Annotated in this window: 14 protein-coding genes; 7 read left to right on the top strand and 7 right to left on the bottom strand. The window is 71.0% G+C overall.

Going from position 1 to position 21,726, the window contains the following annotated elements; genetic code table 11:
- Nucleotides 1–206: 206 nt before the first annotated feature.
- Together ACWEIJ_RS20355 and ACWEIJ_RS20350 are read left to right on the top strand one after the other, a co-directional pair.
- On the top strand, nt 207–1,565 hold the full coding sequence (locus ACWEIJ_RS20355) for an alpha/beta hydrolase (RefSeq protein WP_449838740.1): 1,359 nt from the start codon (nt 207–209) through the stop codon (nt 1,563–1,565).
- Between the two features lie 246 nt (nt 1,566–1,811).
- Entirely contained in the window at nt 1,812–4,454 is a 2,643-nt protein-coding gene (locus tag ACWEIJ_RS20350) for an RICIN domain-containing protein (protein WP_449838739.1), read from the top strand.
- 12 nt (nt 4,455–4,466) lie between these two features.
- Here ACWEIJ_RS20350 and ACWEIJ_RS20345 read toward each other — a convergent pair whose 3' ends face one another.
- The gene (locus ACWEIJ_RS20345; protein ID WP_449838738.1) at nt 4,467–5,084 is read right to left on the bottom strand and encodes a TetR/AcrR family transcriptional regulator; all 618 of its coding nucleotides are present in this window, start codon (nt 5,082–5,084) and stop codon (nt 4,467–4,469) included.
- 124 nt (nt 5,085–5,208) lie between these two features.
- On the opposite strand from ACWEIJ_RS20345, the gene ACWEIJ_RS20340 reads away from it, so the two are divergent.
- Nucleotides 5,209–5,667 (top strand): cupin domain-containing protein, encoded by a 459-nt coding sequence (locus tag ACWEIJ_RS20340; protein WP_449838737.1) that lies wholly within the window; start codon nt 5,209–5,211, stop codon nt 5,665–5,667.
- A gap of 19 nt (nt 5,668–5,686) precedes the next feature.
- Nucleotides 5,687–6,460 (top strand): alpha/beta fold hydrolase, encoded by a 774-nt coding sequence (locus ACWEIJ_RS20335; RefSeq protein ID WP_449838736.1) that lies wholly within the window; start codon nt 5,687–5,689, stop codon nt 6,458–6,460.
- On the opposite strand, the gene ACWEIJ_RS20330 is transcribed toward ACWEIJ_RS20335, so the two are convergent.
- Nucleotides 6,438–9,269, bottom strand: a complete 2,832-nt coding sequence (locus tag ACWEIJ_RS20330) for an AfsR/SARP family transcriptional regulator (RefSeq protein WP_449838735.1) — start codon at nt 9,267–9,269, stop codon at nt 6,438–6,440. The two genes, ACWEIJ_RS20335 and ACWEIJ_RS20330, sit on opposite strands and share 23 nt — an antisense overlap.
- Before the next feature lie 176 nt (nt 9,270–9,445).
- Here ACWEIJ_RS20330 and ACWEIJ_RS20325 point away from each other — a divergent pair, with 176 nt between their 5' ends.
- Together ACWEIJ_RS20325 and ACWEIJ_RS20320 are read left to right on the top strand one after the other, a co-directional pair.
- Nucleotides 9,446–10,255: a Calx-beta domain-containing protein gene (locus ACWEIJ_RS20325; protein WP_449838734.1), complete on the top strand. Its 810-nt coding sequence runs from the start codon at nt 9,446–9,448 to the stop codon at nt 10,253–10,255.
- A gap of 262 nt (nt 10,256–10,517) precedes the next feature.
- Nucleotides 10,518–11,126 (top strand): DUF4360 domain-containing protein, encoded by a 609-nt coding sequence (locus ACWEIJ_RS20320; protein ID WP_449838733.1) that lies wholly within the window; start codon nt 10,518–10,520, stop codon nt 11,124–11,126.
- Between the two features lie 37 nt (nt 11,127–11,163).
- Here the strand turns inward: ACWEIJ_RS20320 and ACWEIJ_RS20315 are convergent, their stop codons facing one another.
- Nucleotides 11,164–13,932: an AfsR/SARP family transcriptional regulator gene (locus ACWEIJ_RS20315; protein WP_449838732.1), complete on the bottom strand. Its 2,769-nt coding sequence runs from the start codon at nt 13,930–13,932 to the stop codon at nt 11,164–11,166.
- 310 nt (nt 13,933–14,242) lie between these two features.
- Here ACWEIJ_RS20315 and ACWEIJ_RS20310 point away from each other — a divergent pair, with 310 nt between their 5' ends.
- On the top strand, nt 14,243–14,803 hold the full coding sequence (locus ACWEIJ_RS20310; protein WP_449838731.1) for a snapalysin family zinc-dependent metalloprotease: 561 nt from the start codon (nt 14,243–14,245) through the stop codon (nt 14,801–14,803).
- A 74-nt stretch (nt 14,804–14,877) separates the two neighbouring features.
- Here the strand turns inward: ACWEIJ_RS20310 and ACWEIJ_RS20305 are convergent, their stop codons facing one another.
- From ACWEIJ_RS20305 to ACWEIJ_RS20290, 4 genes are read right to left on the bottom strand one after another with little or no spacing between them, the layout of a single operon-like run.
- Entirely contained in the window at nt 14,878–16,248 is a 1,371-nt protein-coding gene (locus ACWEIJ_RS20305) for a hypothetical protein (RefSeq protein WP_449838730.1), read from the bottom strand.
- 29 nt (nt 16,249–16,277) lie between these two features.
- On the bottom strand, nt 16,278–16,487 hold the full coding sequence (locus ACWEIJ_RS20300; protein WP_449838729.1) for a hypothetical protein: 210 nt from the start codon (nt 16,485–16,487) through the stop codon (nt 16,278–16,280).
- Nucleotides 16,488–16,522: 35 nt separating this feature from the next.
- Nucleotides 16,523–21,439 carry an amino acid adenylation domain-containing protein gene (locus ACWEIJ_RS20295; RefSeq protein ID WP_449838728.1) on the bottom strand — a complete coding sequence of 1,639 codons (4,917 nt, stop codon included), beginning with the start codon at nt 21,437–21,439 and terminating at the stop codon, nt 16,523–16,525.
- 17 nt (nt 21,440–21,456) lie between these two features.
- Nucleotides 21,457–21,711 (bottom strand): hypothetical protein, encoded by a 255-nt coding sequence (locus tag ACWEIJ_RS20290; protein ID WP_449838727.1) that lies wholly within the window; start codon nt 21,709–21,711, stop codon nt 21,457–21,459.
- Between the last annotated feature and the right edge of the window lie 15 nt (nt 21,712–21,726).

The following is a 21,726-nucleotide window of genomic DNA, read 5'->3' as shown; positions in this document are numbered from 1 at the left end:
CCATGGTCAATGTTGGCTGTTAACGCTAACAATCTGGATCGGTCTGACTAGGCCAATCGATCTCCGATTCTTCAGCCATTCTTGTGAACGTGAACATGGACGCGACCGCCACCTGGCAAGGTTGCCGTTCTATTGACGGTCGTCACGGATATGCCTAACGTCGAGCAGGCCGCGCGCCATCCCCTCGACGCAAGGGACGGACGACTGTGAAGGCTGTTCGACGACTGCTCGTCGCAGTGATCACCTCGTTGACCGCGATGAACCTCGCGCCCGCGGCGGCCCAGGCCGCACCGGCGACCCGGTACGACGGGGTGCTGCCGGACGGCGCGACCTGGATCGCCGACGTGCCGGGGAACTGGAACGGCACGCTGCTGCTCTACAGCCACGGTTACAACCCCACACCGGTCAACCCGCCGGTCGACAGTCCCGACCAGGCCACTGCGGACGCCCTGCTGGCACGCGGTTACGCGCTGGCCGGCTCGTCGTACTCCCGGCCGGGCTGGGTGGCCGACACCGCGGCCCAGGACGGTCTCGACACGCTCCGGGCCGTCACCGGGATCATCGGCAAGCCGCGCCGTGCCATCGCGCTCGGCACGTCGTTCGGCGGCATGATCACCGGCCAGCTCGCCGAACGCGGCGGCCGGTGGCTCGACGGCGCCGTCGCGACCTGCGGCCTCATGGGCGGCGGGATCGACCTGCACAACTACCAGCTGGACGGGTCGCACGCGATCGCCCAGCTGCTCCTGGCGGGCGAGCAGGTCAAGCTCGTCCGGTTCACCGATGCCGCCGAGGCCGCGGCCACGTCGAACCGGATGATCGCCGCGGTGGACCAGGCGAGCACCAGCCCGGCCGGCCGCGCGCGGCTCGCGCTGATCACGGCCCTGTACCAGGAACCGGCGTGGGTGCCCGGGCAGCCGAAGCCGGCTCCTGGCGACGTCGACGCCCAGGTCGCGGGTCAGTACCAGAACCTGCGCGCGATCCTGCCGTTCATCGTGCTCGGCCGCTACGACATGGAGCGGAGCGCGGGCGGCAACCCGACGTGGAACAAGGGCGTGAACTACTGGCGGCAGCTGGCCGAGTCGGGACGTCTCGGCCAGGTGGCGCGCCTGTACGGGCTCGCCGGCGCGGACCTGCGCGCGGACCTGGACCTGTTGACGCGCACGGCGAATGTGACGGCCGACCCCGCGGCGCACGCCTGGATGCTCAGGACGTCCACGCTGACCGGACGACCGGCCATGCCGATCCTCACGCTGCACACCACCGACGACGGCCTCGTCCCGGTGCAGCACGAGGAGGAGTACGCGGAAGACGTCCGCGACGGCGGCGCCGCGGCGTTGCTGAGGCAGGCGTACACCAAGCACGCGGGGCACTGCGCGTTCACGACCGCCGAGCTGGTCGCGGCAGTGCTCACGATGGAGAAGCGCATCGAGACCGGGCGCTGGGCCGGGCTGGCCGAGCCACGGCGGTTGCAGGCGCGCGCCGACTCGCTCGGGCTCGGCCCGGCCGCGTTCGTCGAGTTCCGGCCGGCGGAGTTCCTCGGGGACCGCCCGGCGCCGCGTGGCTGATGACCGTGCGGTTCTTCTCCGTCGACGAGGACGGGGTGATCGGCTGCGCCGCTCGCACACCCCGTGGCCCGCCTTGCCGAGCCACCTGGGCTGACGTGTACCTGCCAATGTGCCGCAGCTGTTGACCAGCGCAGACGCCGAGTTCTACGTTCCGGAGACGTCGCCCAGCGCCATATGCGTCCGTTGTGGACTGTTCGTCGGCCCGCCGCCGCCATGAGAACTCTTGCCAGGACAAGGAGATCCAGCATGGCACGAGCGTGGGTGTCGGCCGTGGTAGCGGCCGTCCTCGCCGCGGCCGGGGTCACGACCCCGGTCCCGGCGGCCGGTTCCACCACCGCGGTTCCGGACGTCAACGGCGTGGCCGCGGGCAACGCCGCGATCGCGTCGGTCGATCTGGCCGGCAGGTGGAACTTCACGCCCGCGGGCCGGGCGGCCACGACGATCACCGTGCCCGGTGGCGGCTGGTACAAGCAGGGCTTCACCGACGTGTCCGAGGCGACGTACTCGCGCACCGTCACGGTGCCGGACTCGGGGCAGCCGCAGTCGGCGTGGATCGAGTTCGGCGCGGTGAACCACCAGGCGACCCTGTCGGTCGACGGGCGGGTGGTCGCGACCCAGACGACCGCGTACACCCCGTCGAACTTCGACATCACCGCCGTCGCGGCGCCCGGCACCACGCACACGATCAGCGTGAACGTGAAGGGCCGCAACGCGTTGAAGACATCGGCGGGCAAGTACCTGGTGCCCGACGCCGCCAACTGGTCCGAGGCGGTGCCGCAGGGGATCTTCCGTTCGGCGTTCCTGCGCGTGTACCCGGCCGTGTACGTCAGCGACGCGTTCGTCCGCACGTCGGTGACCGACCAGAGCCTCACCTACGACGTGTCGGTCACCAACACCTCCGGCAGTGCCCGCGTCGTCACCCTCGGCGGCACGCTCGCGTCGGACAACGGCACGAGTTTCAGCTATCCCGCCCTGCCCAGCCGCACGGTCACCGTCGCGGCCCGGTCCACCGCGACGGTCACGGTCGGCCCGATCGCGTGGTCTCTCGGCGCCGCCTCGTACTGGTGGCCGAACGTGCCGTACCGCCAGGGGTATCGCGCGCAGCTGCACCGGCTGTCGGTGCACGCGTCCACCGACGACGGCCGCACCAGCGACGCCACCTACCGGTTCGGGTTCCGGGAGAGCACCCAGAACGGCGAGTACTACCGCCTCAACGGGGTGCGGCTGAACGTCCGCGGCGACAACCTGCAGGGCGCCGACTACGACCGCGTCGACAACGGCGGCAAGGGCGACGCCTACGACACGTTGCCCGGCTTCCTCCCGCCGTCGACCGGCAACGGCGGCTGGCCGCAGGCGGTCGACAACTACCTGCGGCTCAACTTCAACGCCGTCCGGATCCACCAGGAGCCGGCCAGTCCGTACATGCTCGACACGGCGGACGAGCTGGGTCTGATGATCATCGACGAGACCGCCATCCGCGGCGCCGGCAACGCGCAGGACTTCAACGCCGGTCGCGCCAACATGGTGGCTCACGCCCGTGCGCTGACATTGCGCGACCGCAACCACCCGGCGGTCATCCGCTGGAGCCAGATGAACGAGCCGAACCTCGCCGACACCGACTCCGAGCAGTTCCAGAAGGACCTGTACGCGGCGGTGAACGGCACCGACGGCACCAGGCCGGTCACCCTGGAGGTGGCTCCCGGCGCGTCGCCGAACCGGTATCCCGGCATGACGCAGGCCAACTTCAACCTCCTCCCGCACTACCTCGACGGCACCGGCCGCTACGGCGAGCAGACCTGGTCCGTGGCCGGTCGGCCGGACGGCGAGGGCGAGTACATCTGGCCGGCGTGCAGCAGCAAGCAGGGCTTCACGTGGTTCGCCACCGCGACCGCGGCCAAGCGCGGCAAGGACACCAGCGATCTGCGGCCCTACACGCTGTTGTCCGCCTGGGCGAGCGTCATCCCCGGTGTGCGCACCACGGACTTCACGCCGGAGGAGGGCGGCCGTCCCGTCTACGGCGCGGACAACCTGCCGGACCCGTGGAGCAACGCCCAGATCCAGCGCGTCCAGGCCGGGTTCAACCCGGTCGCGGCGATCGACCTGCCCTACTGGTCGGCGTCCGGTGCGTCCGACGCGAGCGGCAGCTTCCCGCTGCCGTCGGCTGTTCCGAGCTTCGCCCGCAACACCAGGGTCGACCGCACCGTCACGGTCTTCAACGACGACTTCACCGGCACCGCCGTGGACTTCGCCTGGAGCGCCCGGCTGGACGGCCCGGCCGGTGCGGTGATCGCCTCCGGCAGCACGACCCTCACCGTCCCGCTGGGTTCGCGTGTGAGCCAGCCCGTGTCCTTCACGACTCCCGCCGAGGGCGGCTCACGGGTGTACCTCGTCCTGTCCACCGCCAAGTCCGGCACCACCACGTTCACCGACACGGCCGAGTACTTCACCCTGGGCGGCGGCGGTCAGGGCCCCGCGCCGGGCAAGTACCGCGTCGTCAACCGCAACAGCGGCAAGCCGCTGGCCATCGCCGGCAACTCCACCGCCGACGGTGCCAAAGCCGTGCAGCAGACCGGAAACGCGACCTGGACCCTCAGCGCCGGCCAGAACGGGGCCTTCACCCTGCGCTACGACGCGACCGGCAAGGTGCTCGACGTCAACGGTTCGTCCTCCACCGTCGGCCTGCAGCTGCAGCAGTGGAGCGCGAACGGCGGCACCAACCAGCAGTGGTCCCTGCGGCCCGCGGCCGACGGGTACTTCACCATCGTCAACGTCGGCAACGGTCTGGCCGCAGACGTGTACGGACAGTCCACAAGCGACGGTGCGCAGGTCGTGCAGTGGACCGCCACCGGTGGCGCCAACCAGCAATGGCAACTCCAGCCGCAGTCCTGAGCATCGGTGATCTCAGGCCGTGAGGCCGGGCAGCGCCGCCCGCGCGATGGTGCGGGCGGTGCGCTGGAGGCTCGCGATGGCGCTGTCGGTGTCGAGGCCGCACAGGTCGGTGAGCGAGAACAGGGCGTCGGCGCTGACGACGGCGGCGAGGTCCTGCTTCAGCTGTGCCAGCCGGGCTTTCGCGGCGGGGGTGGTCGCGGTGAGCACCGGGTCGAACGCCTCGTCGATCAGGCCGAAGCGGAAGCCCGGCCGGCGGCGCGCGTCGGCGGGGTTCGTCACGGTCGCGGCGATGACGGCACGAACGGCGCCCTCGTAGGCGGCGACCCGCCGGAGCAGGAACTCGGTCGCGAACTCCAGCCGCGCCAGCGGGTCGTCGCTGTCGGCGACCGGCGCGAGCGCCTCGGCCGGTGTCGGCCACAGGTCGCCGAGCGCGACGGTGACGAGCTCCACGATCTCGGAGAAGTGGCGGTACGCGGTCGCTTCCGAGACGCCGGCCCTCTCCGCGACCTCGGGCATCGTCACCGGGCGGCCTGAGGTGATCAGCTCCCGGCACGCGTCGACGATCGCCGTGCGGGTCCGGAGCTTCTGCTCGGTGCGGCTCACCCGCTCGCGCCGTTCTGTCGTGCGCATCGTCCTCCGATTCGTCTGCCGTGGCCGGATTCTCCCACCAGGCCGGGTCTCGTACTCGTGAGAGTGTACTTGCGCGAGTGAACTCTCGCGAGTACGTTCGGCCACCGCAGAGAGGGAGTCGCACATGGCAGACGTTTCGGTCGTGGGACCGGACAACGGCGAGACAGTGGTCATCGGGACGACACGGGTGCGGATCCTCGAGGACGGCAGCGCCACCGAGCACCGGATCGGGATCGTGGAGATCACGATCGCGCCGCACACCGAAGGCCCGCCGCAGCACCGGCACGCCCAGCACGACGAGGGGTTCTACGTGGTGTCGGGGCGGGTGACGTTCACCGTGGGGGAGCAGACGCACGAGGCCCCCGCCGGGACGCTGGTCATGGTGCCGCCCGGCGCGCCGCACACCTTCGCCAACCAGGCCGACGAACCCGCCGTCATGGTGAACACCTTCACCCCGGACCGGTACGTGCGGTACTTCCGCGACCTGCGCGACATGATCGCCGCGGGCCGCCCGATGACACCGGCGGCGATCGCCGAGGCGATGCGCGCCTACGCCACCGAGCCCGTCGCCGACCACGCCTGATCCCCACTTGGAGCGCACCATGACGTCCACCGCACAACGCGTCGACCTCGGCGAGCACGGCTCGGTCGACCTGACCGCCCACGGCTCCGGCAGGCCGATGTTGCTCCTGCACGGCGGCGCCGGCCCGCAGTCGGTGCTCGGCTTCGCCGAGCGACTCGCGACCGGCGGCGACACGCAGGTCCTCGTGCCGGTCCACCCCGGCTTCGAGGGCACCCCGAGACCGGACGGCCTGACGACGATCGGCGGACTCGCCCGCGTCTACACCGCCCTGCTCGACGAGCTCGGCCTGACTGACGTCACCGTGGTCGGCAACTCGATCGGCGGCTGGATCGCGGCGGAGATCGCACTGCTCGCGAGCCCGCGGGTCGCCCGCGTCGTGCTGGTCGACGCGGTGGGCCTCGATCTCCCGCAGGCCCCGATCGCCGACTTCTTCAGCCTCACCATGGACCAGGTGGCCGACCTGAGCTACGCCGACCCGGACGCGTTCCGGATCGACGTCGCGAGCCTCCCACCGCAACGGCAGGCGATGATGGCGGCCAACCGGGAGACCCTGCGCCTCTACGGAGGCACCACGATGGCGGACCCCACGCTGCTGGGCCGCCTGCCGTCGGCGACGACACCCGCCCTGGTGGTCTGGGGCAAAGCCGACGGGATCGTGCCGCCCGAACACGGCGTCGCGTACGCCGACGCGCTGCCCGACGCCTCGTTCGTGCTGATCGACAACGCCGGTCACCTCCCGCAGCTGGAGGCTCCGGACACCTTGCGGGAGCTCATCGCGGAGTTCGCGAAGTGACGGTCGTGGCCGAGCGGGTGGAGGTTTCCCCGGTGAGATTCGCCCGCACCTGCTCGGCCTCCGGGTGGCGCAGGTCGTCGAACATCGCCAGCGCCTGCCGCCACAGCCTCTGGGCCGTTTCCAGCTCTCCCGCGGCGTGGTGGGTGTCGGCCAGGCGGGCGAGCGTGCTGGCCGAGTAGAACTCGTCGCGCAGGTCCCGGTACAGGCCGATGGCCTTGCCGTAGCAGTCGATCGCCTCGCGGTAGCGGCCCAGGTGGTGGTAGGCGAACGCGAGGCTGTCCCAGGTGTGCGCGGCGCCGCGCTGGTCGCCCAGACCGAGGTAGCCCTCCAGCGCGCGGCCGCAGAGATCCAGGGCTCGTTCGTGGTCGCCGCTCTTCACCGACAGCCACCCGACCAGGTTCAGCGATCTCACCAGACCCGGCCCGTGGTCGTGGCGGCGGAAGACCTCCAGCGCCTGCTCGGCGTGGTGCAGGGCCTCGGGAACGCGGTCCTGGTGTTCCAGGGTCCGCGCGATCGTGTACCGCACCCAGGCCTGCTCCAGCGGGTCGCCGAGCTGCTCGTACACGTCCAGCGCCCGGTGCAGGTGCGAGTGCGCGTCGTCGTAGCGGGCGAGCAGCGCGCACGCCCAGCCGCGGGCGTGGTGCACGCGCCCCTGACCGTCCCGGTCGCCCGCCTCCGACGCGGCGCGCAGGGCCGCGCGCCCGGCCTCCTCCCACTCCTGCCACCGGCCGCGGCGTTCGAAGCACGTCCACAGGAGGTGGTACAGCTGCCAGGCGTGGTGCTCGAACCCCGTTTCGGCCGCGCGGTCGATGACGGCGAGCAGCACCGGGTGTTCGGTCTCGTACCAGGACCACGCGGCGGTCTGGTCGGCAGGCTGCTCGGGCCGCACCACGGGATCGGGCTCTACCAGCGCGATCGGCGCGTGGATGGACGCGAGCACGTGGTACACGCGGTCGGCGGTGTGCACGTAGTGGTCGAACAGCCGTCGCATCGCGTGCCGGCGCTGGTCCTCCGGCAGCTCCTCGGCCCGATCCGCCGCGTACGCCCGCAGCAGGTCGTGGAAGGTGAATCGGCCGGGAGTGTGCTCGTCCAGCAGGTGTGCCCTGGTCAGCTCCGCCAGCAGCGCGGACGCGCGCCCGCGCGGGACACCGGCGAGGGCGGCGACGGCGGGCACCCCGATGTCCGCGCCCGGATGCAGTCCCAGCAACACGAACAGCTCGGCCGCCTGCGCGCCGATCTGGCGGTGGGACCACGAGAACACGGCCCGCATGTCGGTGGTCGGATCACCCGCGTCGAGGGCGTCGAGCCGCCTGCGTTCGTCGCGCAGTTCCTCGACCAGCACTCCCAGGGAGAAGGCGGGACGCGCCATCGCCCGTGCCGCGACGATCGACAACGCCAGCGGCAGCCGTGCGCAGTAGCCGATGAGCTCGCGCACCGCCTCCGGTTCCGCGTCGAGGCGGTCACGGCCGAGATGGCTCGCGAGCAGTGCCTCCGCCTCACCGCGGCCGAGCACGTCCAAGGTGAGCGGCCGGGCGCCGTGCCGGGTGGTCAGGCCGGCGAGGCGGTTGCGGCTGGTGATCACGGTGAAGCTGCTGCCGCCGCCGGGCAGCAGTGGCAGCACCTGCTCGACGTCGTGGGCGTTGTCCAGCAGCACCAGCACTTCCCGATCGGCGACGAGGCTGCGGTACCGCGCGGACCTCGCCTCGGTCGTGGGCGGCAGCTGCCCCGGCGGCACCCCGAGCGCGTCGAGGAACCCCGCCAGCGCCTCGCCCGGATCCACCGGCAGACCGCCGGGGTCGAAGCCGCGCAGGTTGACGTACAGCTGGCCGCCGGGAAACCGGCGGGCGACCCGCCGCGCCCAGTGCACCGCGAGCGAGGTCTTGCCGATGCCCGCGGTGCCGCTGATCGTCGAGATCGCCGCGTCCCCGTGCACGTCGAGCAGAGCCGTCAGACGGTCCAACTCCGTTGTGCGGCCTACGAAATGAGGGGTGTGCGCGGGCAGTTGACGCGGTACCGCGCGGTCCATGTCCCCTGTCGTGACGTCGACTCCGTCCGGCGTGGTCACCGGCACGTCCAGCGCGGGGTCGCCCGCGAGCACGGCCTGCTCCAGCCTGCGCAGTCCCGGCCCCGGCTCCAGGCCGAGCTCCTCGGCCAGCAGCCGGCGGCCGTCCCGGCCCACCGCCAGCGCCTCGCTCTGCCGGCCCGCCCGGTACAGGGCGAGGACGAGGTGTTCCCGCAGCCGTTCCCGCAACGGGTGGCGCGCGACCAGCGTGGTGAGCTCGGCGATCACGTCGTGGTGGCGGCCGAGTGCCAGGTCCGCCTCGATCCGCGCGTCCAGCACCGCCTGCCGGCGCTCCTCCAGCCGTGCGGCCTCCTCGCGCACGACGTCGACGTCCACCTCCTCGAACGGCGCGCCCCGCCACAGTTCGAGCGCCTGCCGCCAGAGCCGCGCCGCTGATTCGGGGTCGCTGCCGGACATCGCGGCGCGGCCGCGTTCCGCCGCGGCCTCGAACCTGGCGGAGTCGAGTTCGAGCGGGTGGACGACCAGGGCGTACCCCGCCGCCCGGCGCACGATCCGCCCCGCGTCACCCAACGCGCGGCGCAACTGGTGGACGTACCCGCGCAGGTTCTCCGCCGCCGTCCTGGGCGGCCGCCCGCTCCAGAGCGCGTTCAGCAGCCGGTCCGCCGACACCGGCGCACCCCCGGCGCACAACAGCATCGACAGCAGCGCCACCTGCTTGCCCGGCCGCAACGGGAGGAGCAGGCCGTGGTCCACGACCTCCACCGGTCCCAGGACGTTGAACTCCACCACCGCCTCCCTCCGTGCTCACGGTAGTGGCGCGACCAGCCGTTATACGTCGCCTGTACGGCCGTTCCACGTTCGGGCAACAGGGCTCCCCGATGCTTCGACCAGCGGCTGGAACGCCGGTCGTCAAGGGGGATCGCCGATCGAGGCGATCTGGAAGACCAAGGGGAGAAACGACCTTGAACGGGTATCACAGACGCACGGCTCTGGCCGGCGCGTTCGCGATGACGGCCCTCACGCTCGGCGCCCTGCCGGCGAACGCCGGCGTCGCCACGAAGATGTGCGACTTCCCGCGGCTCGTGAGCATCGGGGACGCCAGGGGCTACGAGGGAACCGGGCCCGGCAACACCTCGTTCGTCTTCACCGTGGGCGGGAACTTCGACTGCGCTCCCGCCGGCTCGGTCCACTACGACGTCGTCGCCGGTACGGCGGACGGGACCGACTTCACCGGGAGTTCCGGCACCTTGTTCTGGGGAGTCGGCGACACCAGCGTGAAGAAGATCGCCGTCCCGATCAACCGCGACGCGGTGAACGAGCCGAACGAGACGTTCTCGGTCGTCCTGTCGCAGGCCACCGGAGACACCAAGATCACCGACAGCACCGGTGCCGGCACGATCCTGGACGACGACGGCACACCGACGTGGAACATCGACGACGCCACCTGCTTCGAGGGCGACAGCGGCACCCATGCGTGCGCTGTCACGATCTCGCTGTCCAACCCGAAGCTGAACGGCACGCCGCCGACCGTGGACTTCAGCGCGTCCAACGGCACCGCCGGGGCGGCGGACTACGTCGCGTTCGCCAACCAGCTCGTCGTGCTCCCGTTGGGCAAGACCACGACCACGCAGAGCGTGATCATCAAGGGCGACCGGCTCTGCGAGGGCGACGAGACGGTGAAGCTGAAGCTCTCCAACCCGTCCGCGGGCACGCTGCTGGCCGACTCGCAGGCGGTCCTCACGATTCAGGAGGACGACTTCTTCTGCTCGTGAACCACCTTTGGGAGAAGCAGGTCGAGGTTCGCCTCGACCTGCTTCTTCTGTCTGGTGCGGAGCAGCGAGCGCATCAGCTCGTGTTGCGTCAACGGAACGCCGCGGTTGTAGCGCCCGCGGACCCTTCGTGTGGGTGAACCGGACGCTGGACGGCGAATTGTCAGGTAATCGCAAGGTGGCAGGAAACCCATCAGGCCGCCGTCATCGGGTTGGGTACTTCTTCACCGCCGCTGCCCCCAGCGTACGAGCCGGAAGGTGTCCAATGATCCACGCGATTGTCGCCGCGGCCATGGCGATGTCCACCGTCGTCCTCCCACAGGCCGACGTCCCGCCGCCCGGCGCGGTCACCATCGACACGATCAACGGAAGCGGCTGCCCCAAGGGCACGACCACGGTGACGGTGTCACCGGACAACTCCGCCTTCCACGTGGTCTTCAGCAGCTACGCGGCCAAGGTCGGCCCCGGTGCCGCGCCGACGGACTTCCGGAAGAACTGCCAGCTGAGCATCAGGGTGAACGCGCCGGACGGCTTCGTCTACGGCATCTCCGAGGTCGACTACGCCGGCTACCTCCACCTCGAACGCGGTGCCACCAGCTCGCTGAAGTCCAGCTTCTACTTCCAGGGCATGGCGGACACGGGCTCCCGCAGCCACAGCTGGCAGGGGCCGGTGGATGACGAATGGCGGGCCACGGACGTCGGCTCGCCGATCATCTACCCGCCCTGCGGCGTGAACAGGAACCTCAACATCAACACCGAGCTGCGGGTCAACGTGGGCACGTCGGACGCGAAGAAGGCGAGCTTCATGGCGATGGACTCGCTCGACGGCCACGCCAAGACGGACTACATCTTCTCCTGGAAGCGTTGCTCGTAACCGGAAGAGCTGGTCGTCAGGCCCGGAACCTCGATGGCTACGGGCCTGACGTCCGTCCCGCGTCGGCGAGGACGCGGAGCCTCGCCCGCATGCCGGCGCCGTCCGGGTGGTGCAGTCCCTCGAGGATGCCCACCGCCCGCCGCAGCGCGCTGCTCGCGGCCGCGGAGTCCTCTTCCGCCTCGTGGACGTCGGCCAACCGGCCGAGGGTGGCCGCTTCCTCGAACAGGTCCCCGAGCTTGCGGTACAGGTCGAGAGCGTGGACGTAGCACTGGACGGCCTGGGACGGGTGACCCATGTGGTGGTGCACGTAGCCCAGGCTGTCCCAGGTGACGGCCTCCGCCGTCCAGTCGCCGAGTTCGCGGTGCAGCCCGAGCGCCACCTCGCAGAAGCGCAGGGCGCGTTGGTGATGACCGAGCTTGCAGTGGTACCAGCCGACCTGGTTCAGCGCGGCGGCTTCACCGGCTCGGTCGTCGCACGAACGGGACAGCGCCAACGCCTGCTCGCCGTGCTCGAGTGCCTCCCGGATGTCTCCTCGTGTGTCCGAGAGGAGCGCGAGACCCCGGAGCACGCCGGCCCGTGCGACGAGATCGGTCTCCAGCTGGAGCGCCGCGTTCAGGTGAGACCGCGACTCCTCGAAGGAGTGCAACAGCAGCAGCGCCTGCCCGAGGCCGCGGTGCGCACTCGCCTGTGCCCGCCCATCGCGCAGCCGGCGTCCCGCCGCGAGCGCGACGTGCCCGACCTCCGTCCAGTCGTGCCACCGTCCCTTGCGATCGAGGTAGTCGGCCATGGTCCAGGCCAGCCGCCACACCAGCTCGTCGAACCCCGCGTCGACCGCGCGTTGCATCATCGCGATCAGCACCGCGCTCTCGGCCTCGAACCAGCGCCACGCCTCGGCATAGCCTCCGAGCACCTCGGGAGTGGCCCCCGCCGCACGCCTTTCCAGCGTGATCGGGTCCCGCATCGGCCGAAGGATCAACGCGGCGCGCCACGCGGTGTGCAGGTAGTGGTCCAGAAGGCGGCGCAATGCCTCCGTACGGGCATTTTCGTCGTCCACCGCGTGCGACTGCTCGGCGGCGTAGGCCCGGACGAGGTCGTGCAAGGCGAATCGCCCGGGTAGCCGTTCGTCGACGAGATGTACGCCGACCAGTTCGTCGAGTGCGCCGGCCGCGGTGGCGGGATCCACCCCGGACAGGCTCGCGGCCGCACGTGTGGTGAAGTCGGGACCGGGATGAGTGCTCAGCAGCCGGAACATCCGTGCCGCCGCCGGTCGCAGCTGCTGGTACGACCACGAAATCGCCGCGCGGACGTTGGTCTCCGGATCGGTTCCTTCGAACGCGTCGAGCCCGACGTGCTCGTCGGTCAGTTCATCGGCCAAGGCGCGCAAGGGGAAGTCGGGGCTGAGCGCCGCCCGTGCGGCGAGCACAGCCAGCGCGAGCGGCAGCGCTCCTGACCGTGCGATGAGCTCGTCGACCACTTCGGGTTCGGCGTCGACGCGGTCGCGTCCGAGATGACGACTGAGGAGCTCGCGGGCGTCGTGTCCGGGGAGTGGCCGCACGGTCACCACATGCGCGCCTTCTCCCGCTACCAGACCGGACAACCGAGTTCTGCTGGTGACGAGCACCGTGGATTTTCCGTTCGCCGGCAACAAGGGCTGGATTTGGCCGACGTCTCGCGCGTTGTCCAGCACGATGAGCATTCGCCTGCCGCCGAGGAGATCGCGGTACATCGCGGTCTGCGTGTCGAGGTCGGTGGACATTCGATGGGGCGCCACCCCCAGCGCGAAGAGGAAACCCCTCAATGCGCCGGACGACGGCACAGCGGTTCCCAGCTGGTCGAAGCCGCGGAGGTTCACGTACAGCTGGCCGTCGGGAAAGGCGTCCTGAACGCGTTGGGCCCAGTGCAGTGCGAGCGTCGTCTTCCCGACTCCGGCAGGACCGCTGATGGCCACGACAACGGCCTGTTCCGGTCGTGAACGCTGGAAACGCAGTGCGTTGTCCAGCGCGGCCAGCTCACGTTCGCGCCCCACGAAGTGAAGCGTGTGTGCGGGCAGTTGTCTCGGCACGGTCGCCGCATCCAGGGCGGTGATTCCCTCGTCCGGCCCGCGCTCGTACAGCTCCCGCAACCGCGGACTCGGGTCGACGCCGAGTTCTACCGCGAGACGACGCAGGATTCGCCGGTAGTGCCGATCGGCGTCCGCGGACCGTCCACAGCGGTGCAGCGCGACCATGACCTGGCCGGTCAGCCGCTCGTCCAGCGCGTGAACGGCCGACTCGGCCAGCATCTCCGGCAACACTTCGCGATGGTGACCGAGCCTCAGCTCCACGTCGTTGCGGTCCAGCGCCGCGGCGAACCGCTCGGCTTCCAGCTGTGCGCGCAGGTCGTCGATCCACGCCGTGCTCAGCGCACCGAACGGTTTTCCCCGCCACAACGCAAAAGCGCGCCTGAACAGCTCCGCCGCTCGCTCGTCGTCCGCCGCCCGTGCAGCTGCGAGCAACCGGCGGAAGCGATGAAGGTCGACCATCTCTTCCTCACCGGTGAGCACGTAGCTTCCGTGCTCGCGAACGATCGTGATTCCTTCTGCTGCGTCCAGTTTTCGGCGCAGGCGGGCGAGATAGCTGTAGAGCGCCTTGCGGCCGTCCTTCGGCCGGCCCGCACCCCAGACGCGACTCAGCATCTGGTCGACGGAGACGGCGTTGCCGATGTCGTGAACCAACGCCGCGAGAACGCAGAGCTGGCGCGCATGCCCCATCGCGAGGCTTTTCCCGTCGACCCTCACCTCGATGTCGCCGAGAACCTGGAACTCCACGGCCATACCACCGTACTAGCGTTCGTGATCAGGCGATTCAAGGAATGTCGAGCAAGTACCGCCATTCGAGTCCCCGGCGCGCCAGTGTCGGCACGGGGTGCGGGGGAGCGGCCCTGACGCACCGTGACGGCCATTCGCCCCTTTCCGCACCCTTTGTCTCATTCATCCAAATGGCGCGCAACGTCAACCGTGAAGAGCGCCGGACCGCTTCACGCCAATGGCGGGTGAGTGGGCGCGATGACCTTCCTTACGTTGGATGGCGGAACCCTGCCGTTCCATTCTTCGCACCCTGCAAGCGAGGAGAACCCCGATGTTCAGGAAAGTCGTCCTGTCCGCCGCGCTCGCCGCGGCCACGACCGTCGTCACACCCCTGACCGGCCAGGCGTCGGCCAGTGAAGCTCCGCCCACCGCGGCGGCGGTCACCGTCTACTACGACACCAGCAGCGCACCCACGTTCGCGAGCGCCATCCGGCAGGGCGCGGCGAACTGGAACGCGCGGGTGTCCAACGTGAAACTGGTGGAGAACCGCAGTGCGGCCACCCTGCGCTACCGCGAGGGCAACGACCCGCGCGGTTCGTACGCCTCCACCAACGGCCACGGCAGCGGCACCATCTTCATCGACTACACGCAGGCGCGGCAGTACTACGTCACCCGCATCACCGCCCACGAGACCGGGCACGCCCTCGGCCTGCCCGACCACTACAGCGGCCCGTGCTCGGAGCTGATGTCGGGCGGCGGTCCGGGCCCGTCGTGCACCGTCGCCTCGCCGAACGCCACCGAGGCGGCCCGGGTGAACTCCCTGTGGGCCAACGGGTTCGCCGGCACCTACGAGTGGAAGGTGATCTACGAGCAGGTCCCCGTCCACTCCTGAGCGCGTACGACCGCGAGGCCTGAGTCCTCTGTGGACTCAGGCCTCGCGGTCTGGTCCGCCGTCGCCGGGACGGGTCAGGGCGCGGACATCATGCACCCGACCGAAACCAGACGGTCCCGGCCGATGAGGTCGGCCTCGGTACCTTTGATCGGCTGTTGTGCGTAGCAACCGCCGTCCGTCCCGTTGATCCCGAACGGGCCGAGCAGGACCGGAGACTCGACCGTCATCAGCGTCTCCGACTCCGTGTGCCAGTACGCTGCCGCCCAGCTGTCCGGGCGCACGAGTTCCTGCACGACGTAGTCGCCGTCGCCGACCGCTTTGTGCACCGCGTCGAGCCAGCCGGACTCGGGCGTGAGGTCGCCGATCACCAGTCCGCGCGAGCCGGAGAGGTTGTTCGGCTTGAGCACGGCGCGCTCGCGGTTGTTCGCCGCCCATTCCACCGGGTCGACCACATCATCACCCTTGCGGGCGTGGCTGTTCTTGAGGCGCGCGATCCACGGGACGTGCGTGAGCAGGTCGCGCTGTGCCGTCGTCAGCCGGTCGTTCTGGTACAGGTCGGCCAGCAAGCCCTTGCTGGCGAAGAGCTGCGCGACGTAGGAGCCGAGGAGGACGGTGCCCGTGGCGTGTTCGAGGGCGCGGAAGAAGTCGAGGTGAGCGGCCACCTCGGGCCGCACCATGAAGTACCGGATGGCGACGCCGTACCGCTTGCCCCGCCAGACCAGCGTGTTGCCGATGATCTCGGCCTCGTCGACGGGAACGAACTCGCAGGGGATGCCGTGTGCCGCGAATCGGGTGGCGTGTTCGTCCGCCCACGTGAGTGCGCCTTCGTCGCCTTGGTCGGCGAACGCCAGCAGGGCGACTTCGGGCGATTCGCCAGGACACCTCTCCCGGACCCAGCGGACCAGTTCGTCGAGGTAGGAGCTCGACCTGAGGTCGTGCGTCCCGGCCATCTCGACACCGACCGGGCTCCCGACCAGAGCGTCCGACAGCGCCGAGGACGACACCGCGCCGTTGAGGCAGGTGCCGATGTTGATTTCCAGGAAGTACGGGCGGCCACCTGAGACGAAGACGTCCGAACGGGCGGCGCCGAGTGCGTCGGCGAGCGGCCTGCCCGTTCCCAGGAACCAGCGTTCGTCCTCCGGCCATTCGGCCGCGTCGGCCAGGCGGTGCAGGTCGCCGTCCGCGCTGCTCAGCGCGTGGTCGATCTGGAGTTGCTTCAGGCGTTGGCCGACGTCGTGGAAACGTTCTTCCGCCGCGTTGCTCACGATGAACGGGTGCAGCGGCACATAGCCGCCCCTTTCCCAGATCCCCAGTTCGCTCGCCGACCGCACGATGTGGTTCACCTGTTCGCGCAGCCGTTCGCCCGGCAACTCGCCGAGGCGGCGCATCCACTCCCCGTGGGCCGACGACAGTTCCAACGGCGGGCCTGCGACATCGCTTGGCATCGTTTCGCGAATTCCCCTCTGAAGCGGGCTCATGCGCCTTGGACCTTGTCATCCGCTGACGGAGGTTTCACGGCGATCCTTCCCCGCGTGTCGATTCGGTTCAACAGGACGGCGCGCGGCGTGAGTTGTGCCGCCGCTCGCTCGAACGTCGTGGGCCGGGTGAACCCCGCCAGCGGGTTCACCACCTCCGCGATGACCTCGTGCAGGCGGTACGGGTCGTCGGAGTGTCCGAACTGCACGGCTGCTCCTCATCGGAAACGGTTCACCGACTGCATCAGCTCTGGTCGTGAGGAGAGCGCCGGGGAGCTCTCGCGGCCTTCCTCATCAGGCCCGCGCGGCGCTGGAGCCGTTGCCGCAGCTCGGGATCCACGCCCGCGTCGGTCGTGCGCGCCTGCTGCGCCAGGCCGCGTGCGGTGCGCACCGAGTACAGGACGTGGACCGGCACGTCCAAGCTGAGATCCCGCCGGAGCCGGGCGGCCATGGCGAGCACCGTCATGGAGTTGGCACCCAGCGCGAACACGTCGTCATCGGGTCCGACGCGCCGCAACCCCAGCAGCTCCGCCCACAGCCCGGTCAGCGTTCTCTCGATCGCCGTGCGAGGCTCGGCCGACGGGACGTCGTCGGCGTCGGGGCCGGCGTCCAGTGCCGCCTCGTCCAGCTTTCCGTTGGCCGTCATGGGGAACTCGTCCACCACGGTGACGCGGTCGGGCACGAGGTAGTCCGGCACGCGGCCGGCGAGCCAGGAGCGCAACGCCGCACCGTCGACGCCGGCGGCCTCCACCGCCGCCCGCAACGAGAGCAGTCCGGAGACCCGCCGGGCGTACGCGGCCGCGCGCCGAACCGCGGGATGGGCGTCGAGCGCGGCCTCGACCTCACCGAGCTCGACGCGGAATCCGCGCACCTTCAGCTGGCGGTCCGACCTGCCCAGGTACTCCAGGTTGCCGTCGGGCAGCACTCGTCCTCGGTCGCCGGTCCGGTACGCGATCCGCCCGTTGAGCGCCTCCACCGCCACGAAGCGCTCCGCGGTGAGGTCCGGGTCGTTCAGGTAGCCCCGCGCGAGGCCGTCACCGCACACCAGGATCTCGCCCGGCACACCGGGCGGAGCGGGCCGCAGCGAGTCGTTCACGACCAGCGCTCCCGACCCGCTGATCGGCCGTCCGATCGGCACCGAGCGCAGCCCCGCCGGGTCGCGGTCCAGCCGGTAGCAGCAGGAGAAGGTCGTGTTCTCGGTGGGGCCGTAGCCGTTCACCAGGGCGTCCCGCCGCACGTGCCGGGACGCTTCCAGGAAGAGCCTCGGTGGCACCGCCTCGCCACCCACGACGAGGTGCTTCATCCCGGCGAGGCGAGCGGGTGCCGCTTCGACGAGTCGTTCGAAGAGCGTGACGGTGAAGAACCCGGCGGTGACGCCGTACCGTTCCACGGCCGCGCAGAGGAGCTCCGGCTGGCGGAGCTCTTCCGGAGCGGGCACCACGACCCGGCCGCCGTTGGCGAGCGCGCCCCAGATCTCGAACGTCGCGGCGTCGAACGACGAGTTGGCGACGAGCATCGTGCGATCTTCGCGGCCGAGCGGCAGATCTCGGTTGTCGTGCACCAGCCGGGACACCGCGCGGTGCGGCACGCCCACCAGTTTGGGCACTCCGGTGGACCCCGACGTCGGCATGACGTACGCCAGGTCGTCCGCCGAGACGGCCGCCGGCGTCCCCGTTCGACCTGTCTCGTCAGGAGGTGTGTCGATCAGCACGGCTGATGCGCCGCCGAGAGCCTCCGGCGAGACCAGACCTGATGTCGTCACGCAGACGGCGACCCCGGCGCGCCGGATCAGGCCGGACAGGCGCGTGGCGGCGTGCTCGGGCGCCACCGGCAGGTAGGCGGCACCGGCTCGCACCACGGCGAGCAGTGCCGCCAGCAGGTCCACCGACTTGTCCAGGACCACGGCGACCGGGTCGTCGCGGCCGAGGGAGACCGGCAGCCGCGCCTGGATCTCGGCCGCGCGTTCGGCCAGCTCGGCGTAGGTGACCAGGCGTGCGCCCCGTTGCACGGCGACGGCGTCGGGACGGGCGAGGACCTGACGTTCGAAGAGCTCGACGAGAGTCGGGCGGGCCGAGCGGGCCACCGCAGCCGTGTTCGCGGCGGTCAGATCGACCTCGTCGGTGGTGAGCGCGGGCGCTTGCGCCGGTGCGTCATCGGGGTGGAGCACGACCGCGGCGAGGAAGGCGTCGAACGCCTCGGCGGTGCGTTCAGCCGTTCCCGGCAACGCTTTCGCGACGTCCCACACCCAGTCCAGCCTGGCGCGGCGGGCATCGCTGTCCTCCGTCAGGAAGACGGTCAGGTCGTGCAGCGCGTTGAAGGGAATCCTCGGCCATTCCCGGACCACGGCGGAAGGGCCGGCCGGTTCAGGTGGTGCGGCGCGCTGGGCGAGCACCACCCTGGCGTACGAGGTGACCGCGGTGGGCCGCGGCATCCCGACGAGATCCTCGAACGGCAGATCGCCGTGTGCCACGCAGTCCCGCACGAGCTCCGCGATCTTGGTCAGGTACCGCCGGAACGGTTGCTCCTCGTCGGCCGGGGTGAGGTGGTCGGCCACCGGAACCAGGTTGACGAAATGGCCGATGGCGTCCGGACAGGCGACGGCCTGCCTGCGAGACACCGCGATCGAGACGACGTCGTGCGCCGGTGCGCCCCGCCGGCGCCGGAACGCCTTCAGCGCCGCCAGCATCACCACGAAAGGCGTGGTGCGCGCCTGCCGGGCCAGCGCCTTGACCGCGGTCCACGTCGGCTCCGGCAGGTTCCGTCCGAGGCGCCCGCGGCCGGCGGCGGGTGGCGTCCGCTCGATCGGTTCGGGCAGCGCCGGCGCGTCCACGAGACCGTCCAGGGCGTTGCGCCAGTACGCACCGAGCTCGGCCGCGCGTCGCGGCTCCGGGGTCGCCAGCGCGCCTTCGGAGGCGGGACCCGCGACCGGCGGCCCGGTCAGCCGTCCCTCGTAGGCGAGCGCGAGGTCGTGTTCGAGGATCACCGCCGACTCACCGTCGAACACCAGGTGGTCGGCCGCGAGGACCAGCGCGCCGAAATGGCCGCCCAGCAGCAGCTCCGCGGTCCACGGCCGCACGGACACGTCGAGGCGGCGGCCGACCAGTTCCCGCAGCCTGGCGTCCACTTCGGACTCGCCGGAGATGCGCGACACCGGCAGGTCGAACCGGCCGGGTGCGGAAACCCGTTGCACGACACCGGTGTCCGTGCCGTGGAAGGTCGTGCGCATGGCTTCGTGCCGTGCGATCACGGCCGCCATCGCGCGCCGCAGCCGATCAGGGTCGACATCGCCCGGCAGCCGGAAGGCGTGCACGACCGTGGTCGACGCGTCCTCCGGCATCAGCTCCCGCCACGCCCACAGCCCCTCGTGGGCACGTGAGGCTGGATGTGTCCCGGGCCGGGCCGGTGCGGAGGCGGAGGCCGCGAGACCGTGATCGGTGGCGAGAAGGGCCCGCACGGTCCGCGCGGACAACACCGCGGCCGCGGACACGGCCCGGTCGGCGGAGGTCAGCCGGGTCGCGATCCGCACGGCGTCGAGCGAGGTCCCGCCCAGCCAGTGGAAATCGTCGTCCAGTCCCACCTCGGCCACGCCGAGGACCTCGGCCCACACGTCCGCGACCCGTTGCTGCCCGGCGGTGGAGGCCGGGGCGGGAGCAGGGGCGTCCGCGGGCCGCTGCCGGTCGAGGGCGAGCAGCGCGGCGTTGTCGACCTTTCCGTTCGCCGTCAGCGGGAAGCCGGGCACGACGAGCACGCGCGACGGGATCATGTGCGGTGGCAACACGTTCGTCAGGTGCTCACGCACCGCTTCGGGACGCGCGTCCCCTTCGACCGCGGCGATCAGCCGGACCGCGCCGGCGGCACCGGTCGTCAGCACCAGTGATCGGCGCACGCCGGGCAGCTCGGCGAGCGCCGCCTCGACCTCACCGGTCTCCACCCGGAACCCGTTGACCTTGACCTGGCCATCGCGCCTGCCGACGAACTCCAGGGAACCGTCGGGCAGCAGGCGGGCGTGGTCGCCGGTGAAATAGGCGCGCCGCCCGCGAAACTCACCGAATCCGCCGTTCTGGGCGCGGTGGTACCCGCGGGCGAGGCACGATCCGAGGACGACGACCTCGCCGGGTTCGCCCTCGGGCACCGGTTCCAGCCGCTCGTCGACGAGCACGACCGCCGAACCGAGCACCGGACGCCCGATCGGCGTGCGCCGCGCAGGGTCGTGCACGGGGCCGAGGAGGTGGAGCGTGGCGGTGATCGTCGCCTCCGTCGGACCGTATCCGTTGACCACCCGCAGCCCCGGCACCGCTGCCCGGAACCTGTCCAGCAGCCCGAGAGGAATCGGTTCGACGCCGACGAGCACGCGGTCCAGTGCGCTGCGGCCGGCCCTGTCGCGTTCGGCGGCGTCGACCAGCGAGGGGAGGAGACCCGGAGGGACGTAGGCGCTGGTGACCCCGGAGTCCGCCAGGAAACGCCACAGCGCGGCGCCGTCGCGCAGGTGGGCGGTCGCCGGGACGCACAGGGTCCCGCCTCGTGCGAGCACCGAGAAGATCTCCCAGACGGAGACGTCGAACCCGCACGGGGCGACCAGGGATCCCACGAGCCGTTCCCGCGGCGGCGCGAGGACGTCGTAGGAGCGGAGCATGTTGAGCACGCTGCCGTGCTCGACGAGAACGCCCTTGGGTCTACCGGTGGAACCGGAGGTGTACATGACGTACGCGAGGTCGTCACCGGTCGCGTCCGGCGTCGCCTCGACGTCGCCCGCCGGCCCCGGCTCTGCCGAGCTCACCACGGGAGCCGCGCCGCCCCCGTCCCAGCCGCCCGCCGTGACGAGCACGGCGTCGGGAGCCAGGTCGGCGAGGACGAGCTCCTGACGCGCGCGGGGCAGATCGGGGTCGAGCACGCAGTAGGCGCCACCCGCGTGCAGCACGGCCAGCAGTGCGGCGACCGTGTCCGCGGTGCGCCCTCCCATCACCGCCACCCGGCTGCCGCGGCGCACCCCGTTGCGCGCCAAGGCGTTCGCCACGGCGACGACGTGGTCGCGCAGCTGCCCGTACGTCCAGGTGCGGGTGTCCCCGTCCGTGAGCGCCTCGCGGCCGGGGTGGTGGCCGGCGTGGAACGTGAGCGCGTCGCACAGGCTGCCGAGGACGGGCTCGGTGGTGTTGCCTCGCATCGGCTTCCTCTCCGCGATCAGCCGGGGGTGACGGTCGGGTCCTGGAAGCGCGCGAACCGCTCCGCGGCCGGCCGCGCCCAGGACGTGAACTCGCTCAGCGGCGCGCCCGGTCCGTGCCTGCCGATCGCCACCAGGAAATCGACGATCCACGACACGATTCGCTCCACAGTGGACTCCAGGTAGCGGTCCGCCGCGTAGAGGACGTGCAGCAGCAGCCCGTCGGCACGAGGGAGGAACTCCACCGCCAGCGGGAACTTCGAGGCCGACGGCATGGGCACGTCGAGCGT

The sequence above is a fragment of the Lentzea sp. NPDC004789 genome, assembly GCF_053601075.1.
Note: the sequence above shows the minus strand (reverse complement) of the source record. Positions and strands in the feature narration are given on the sequence as shown.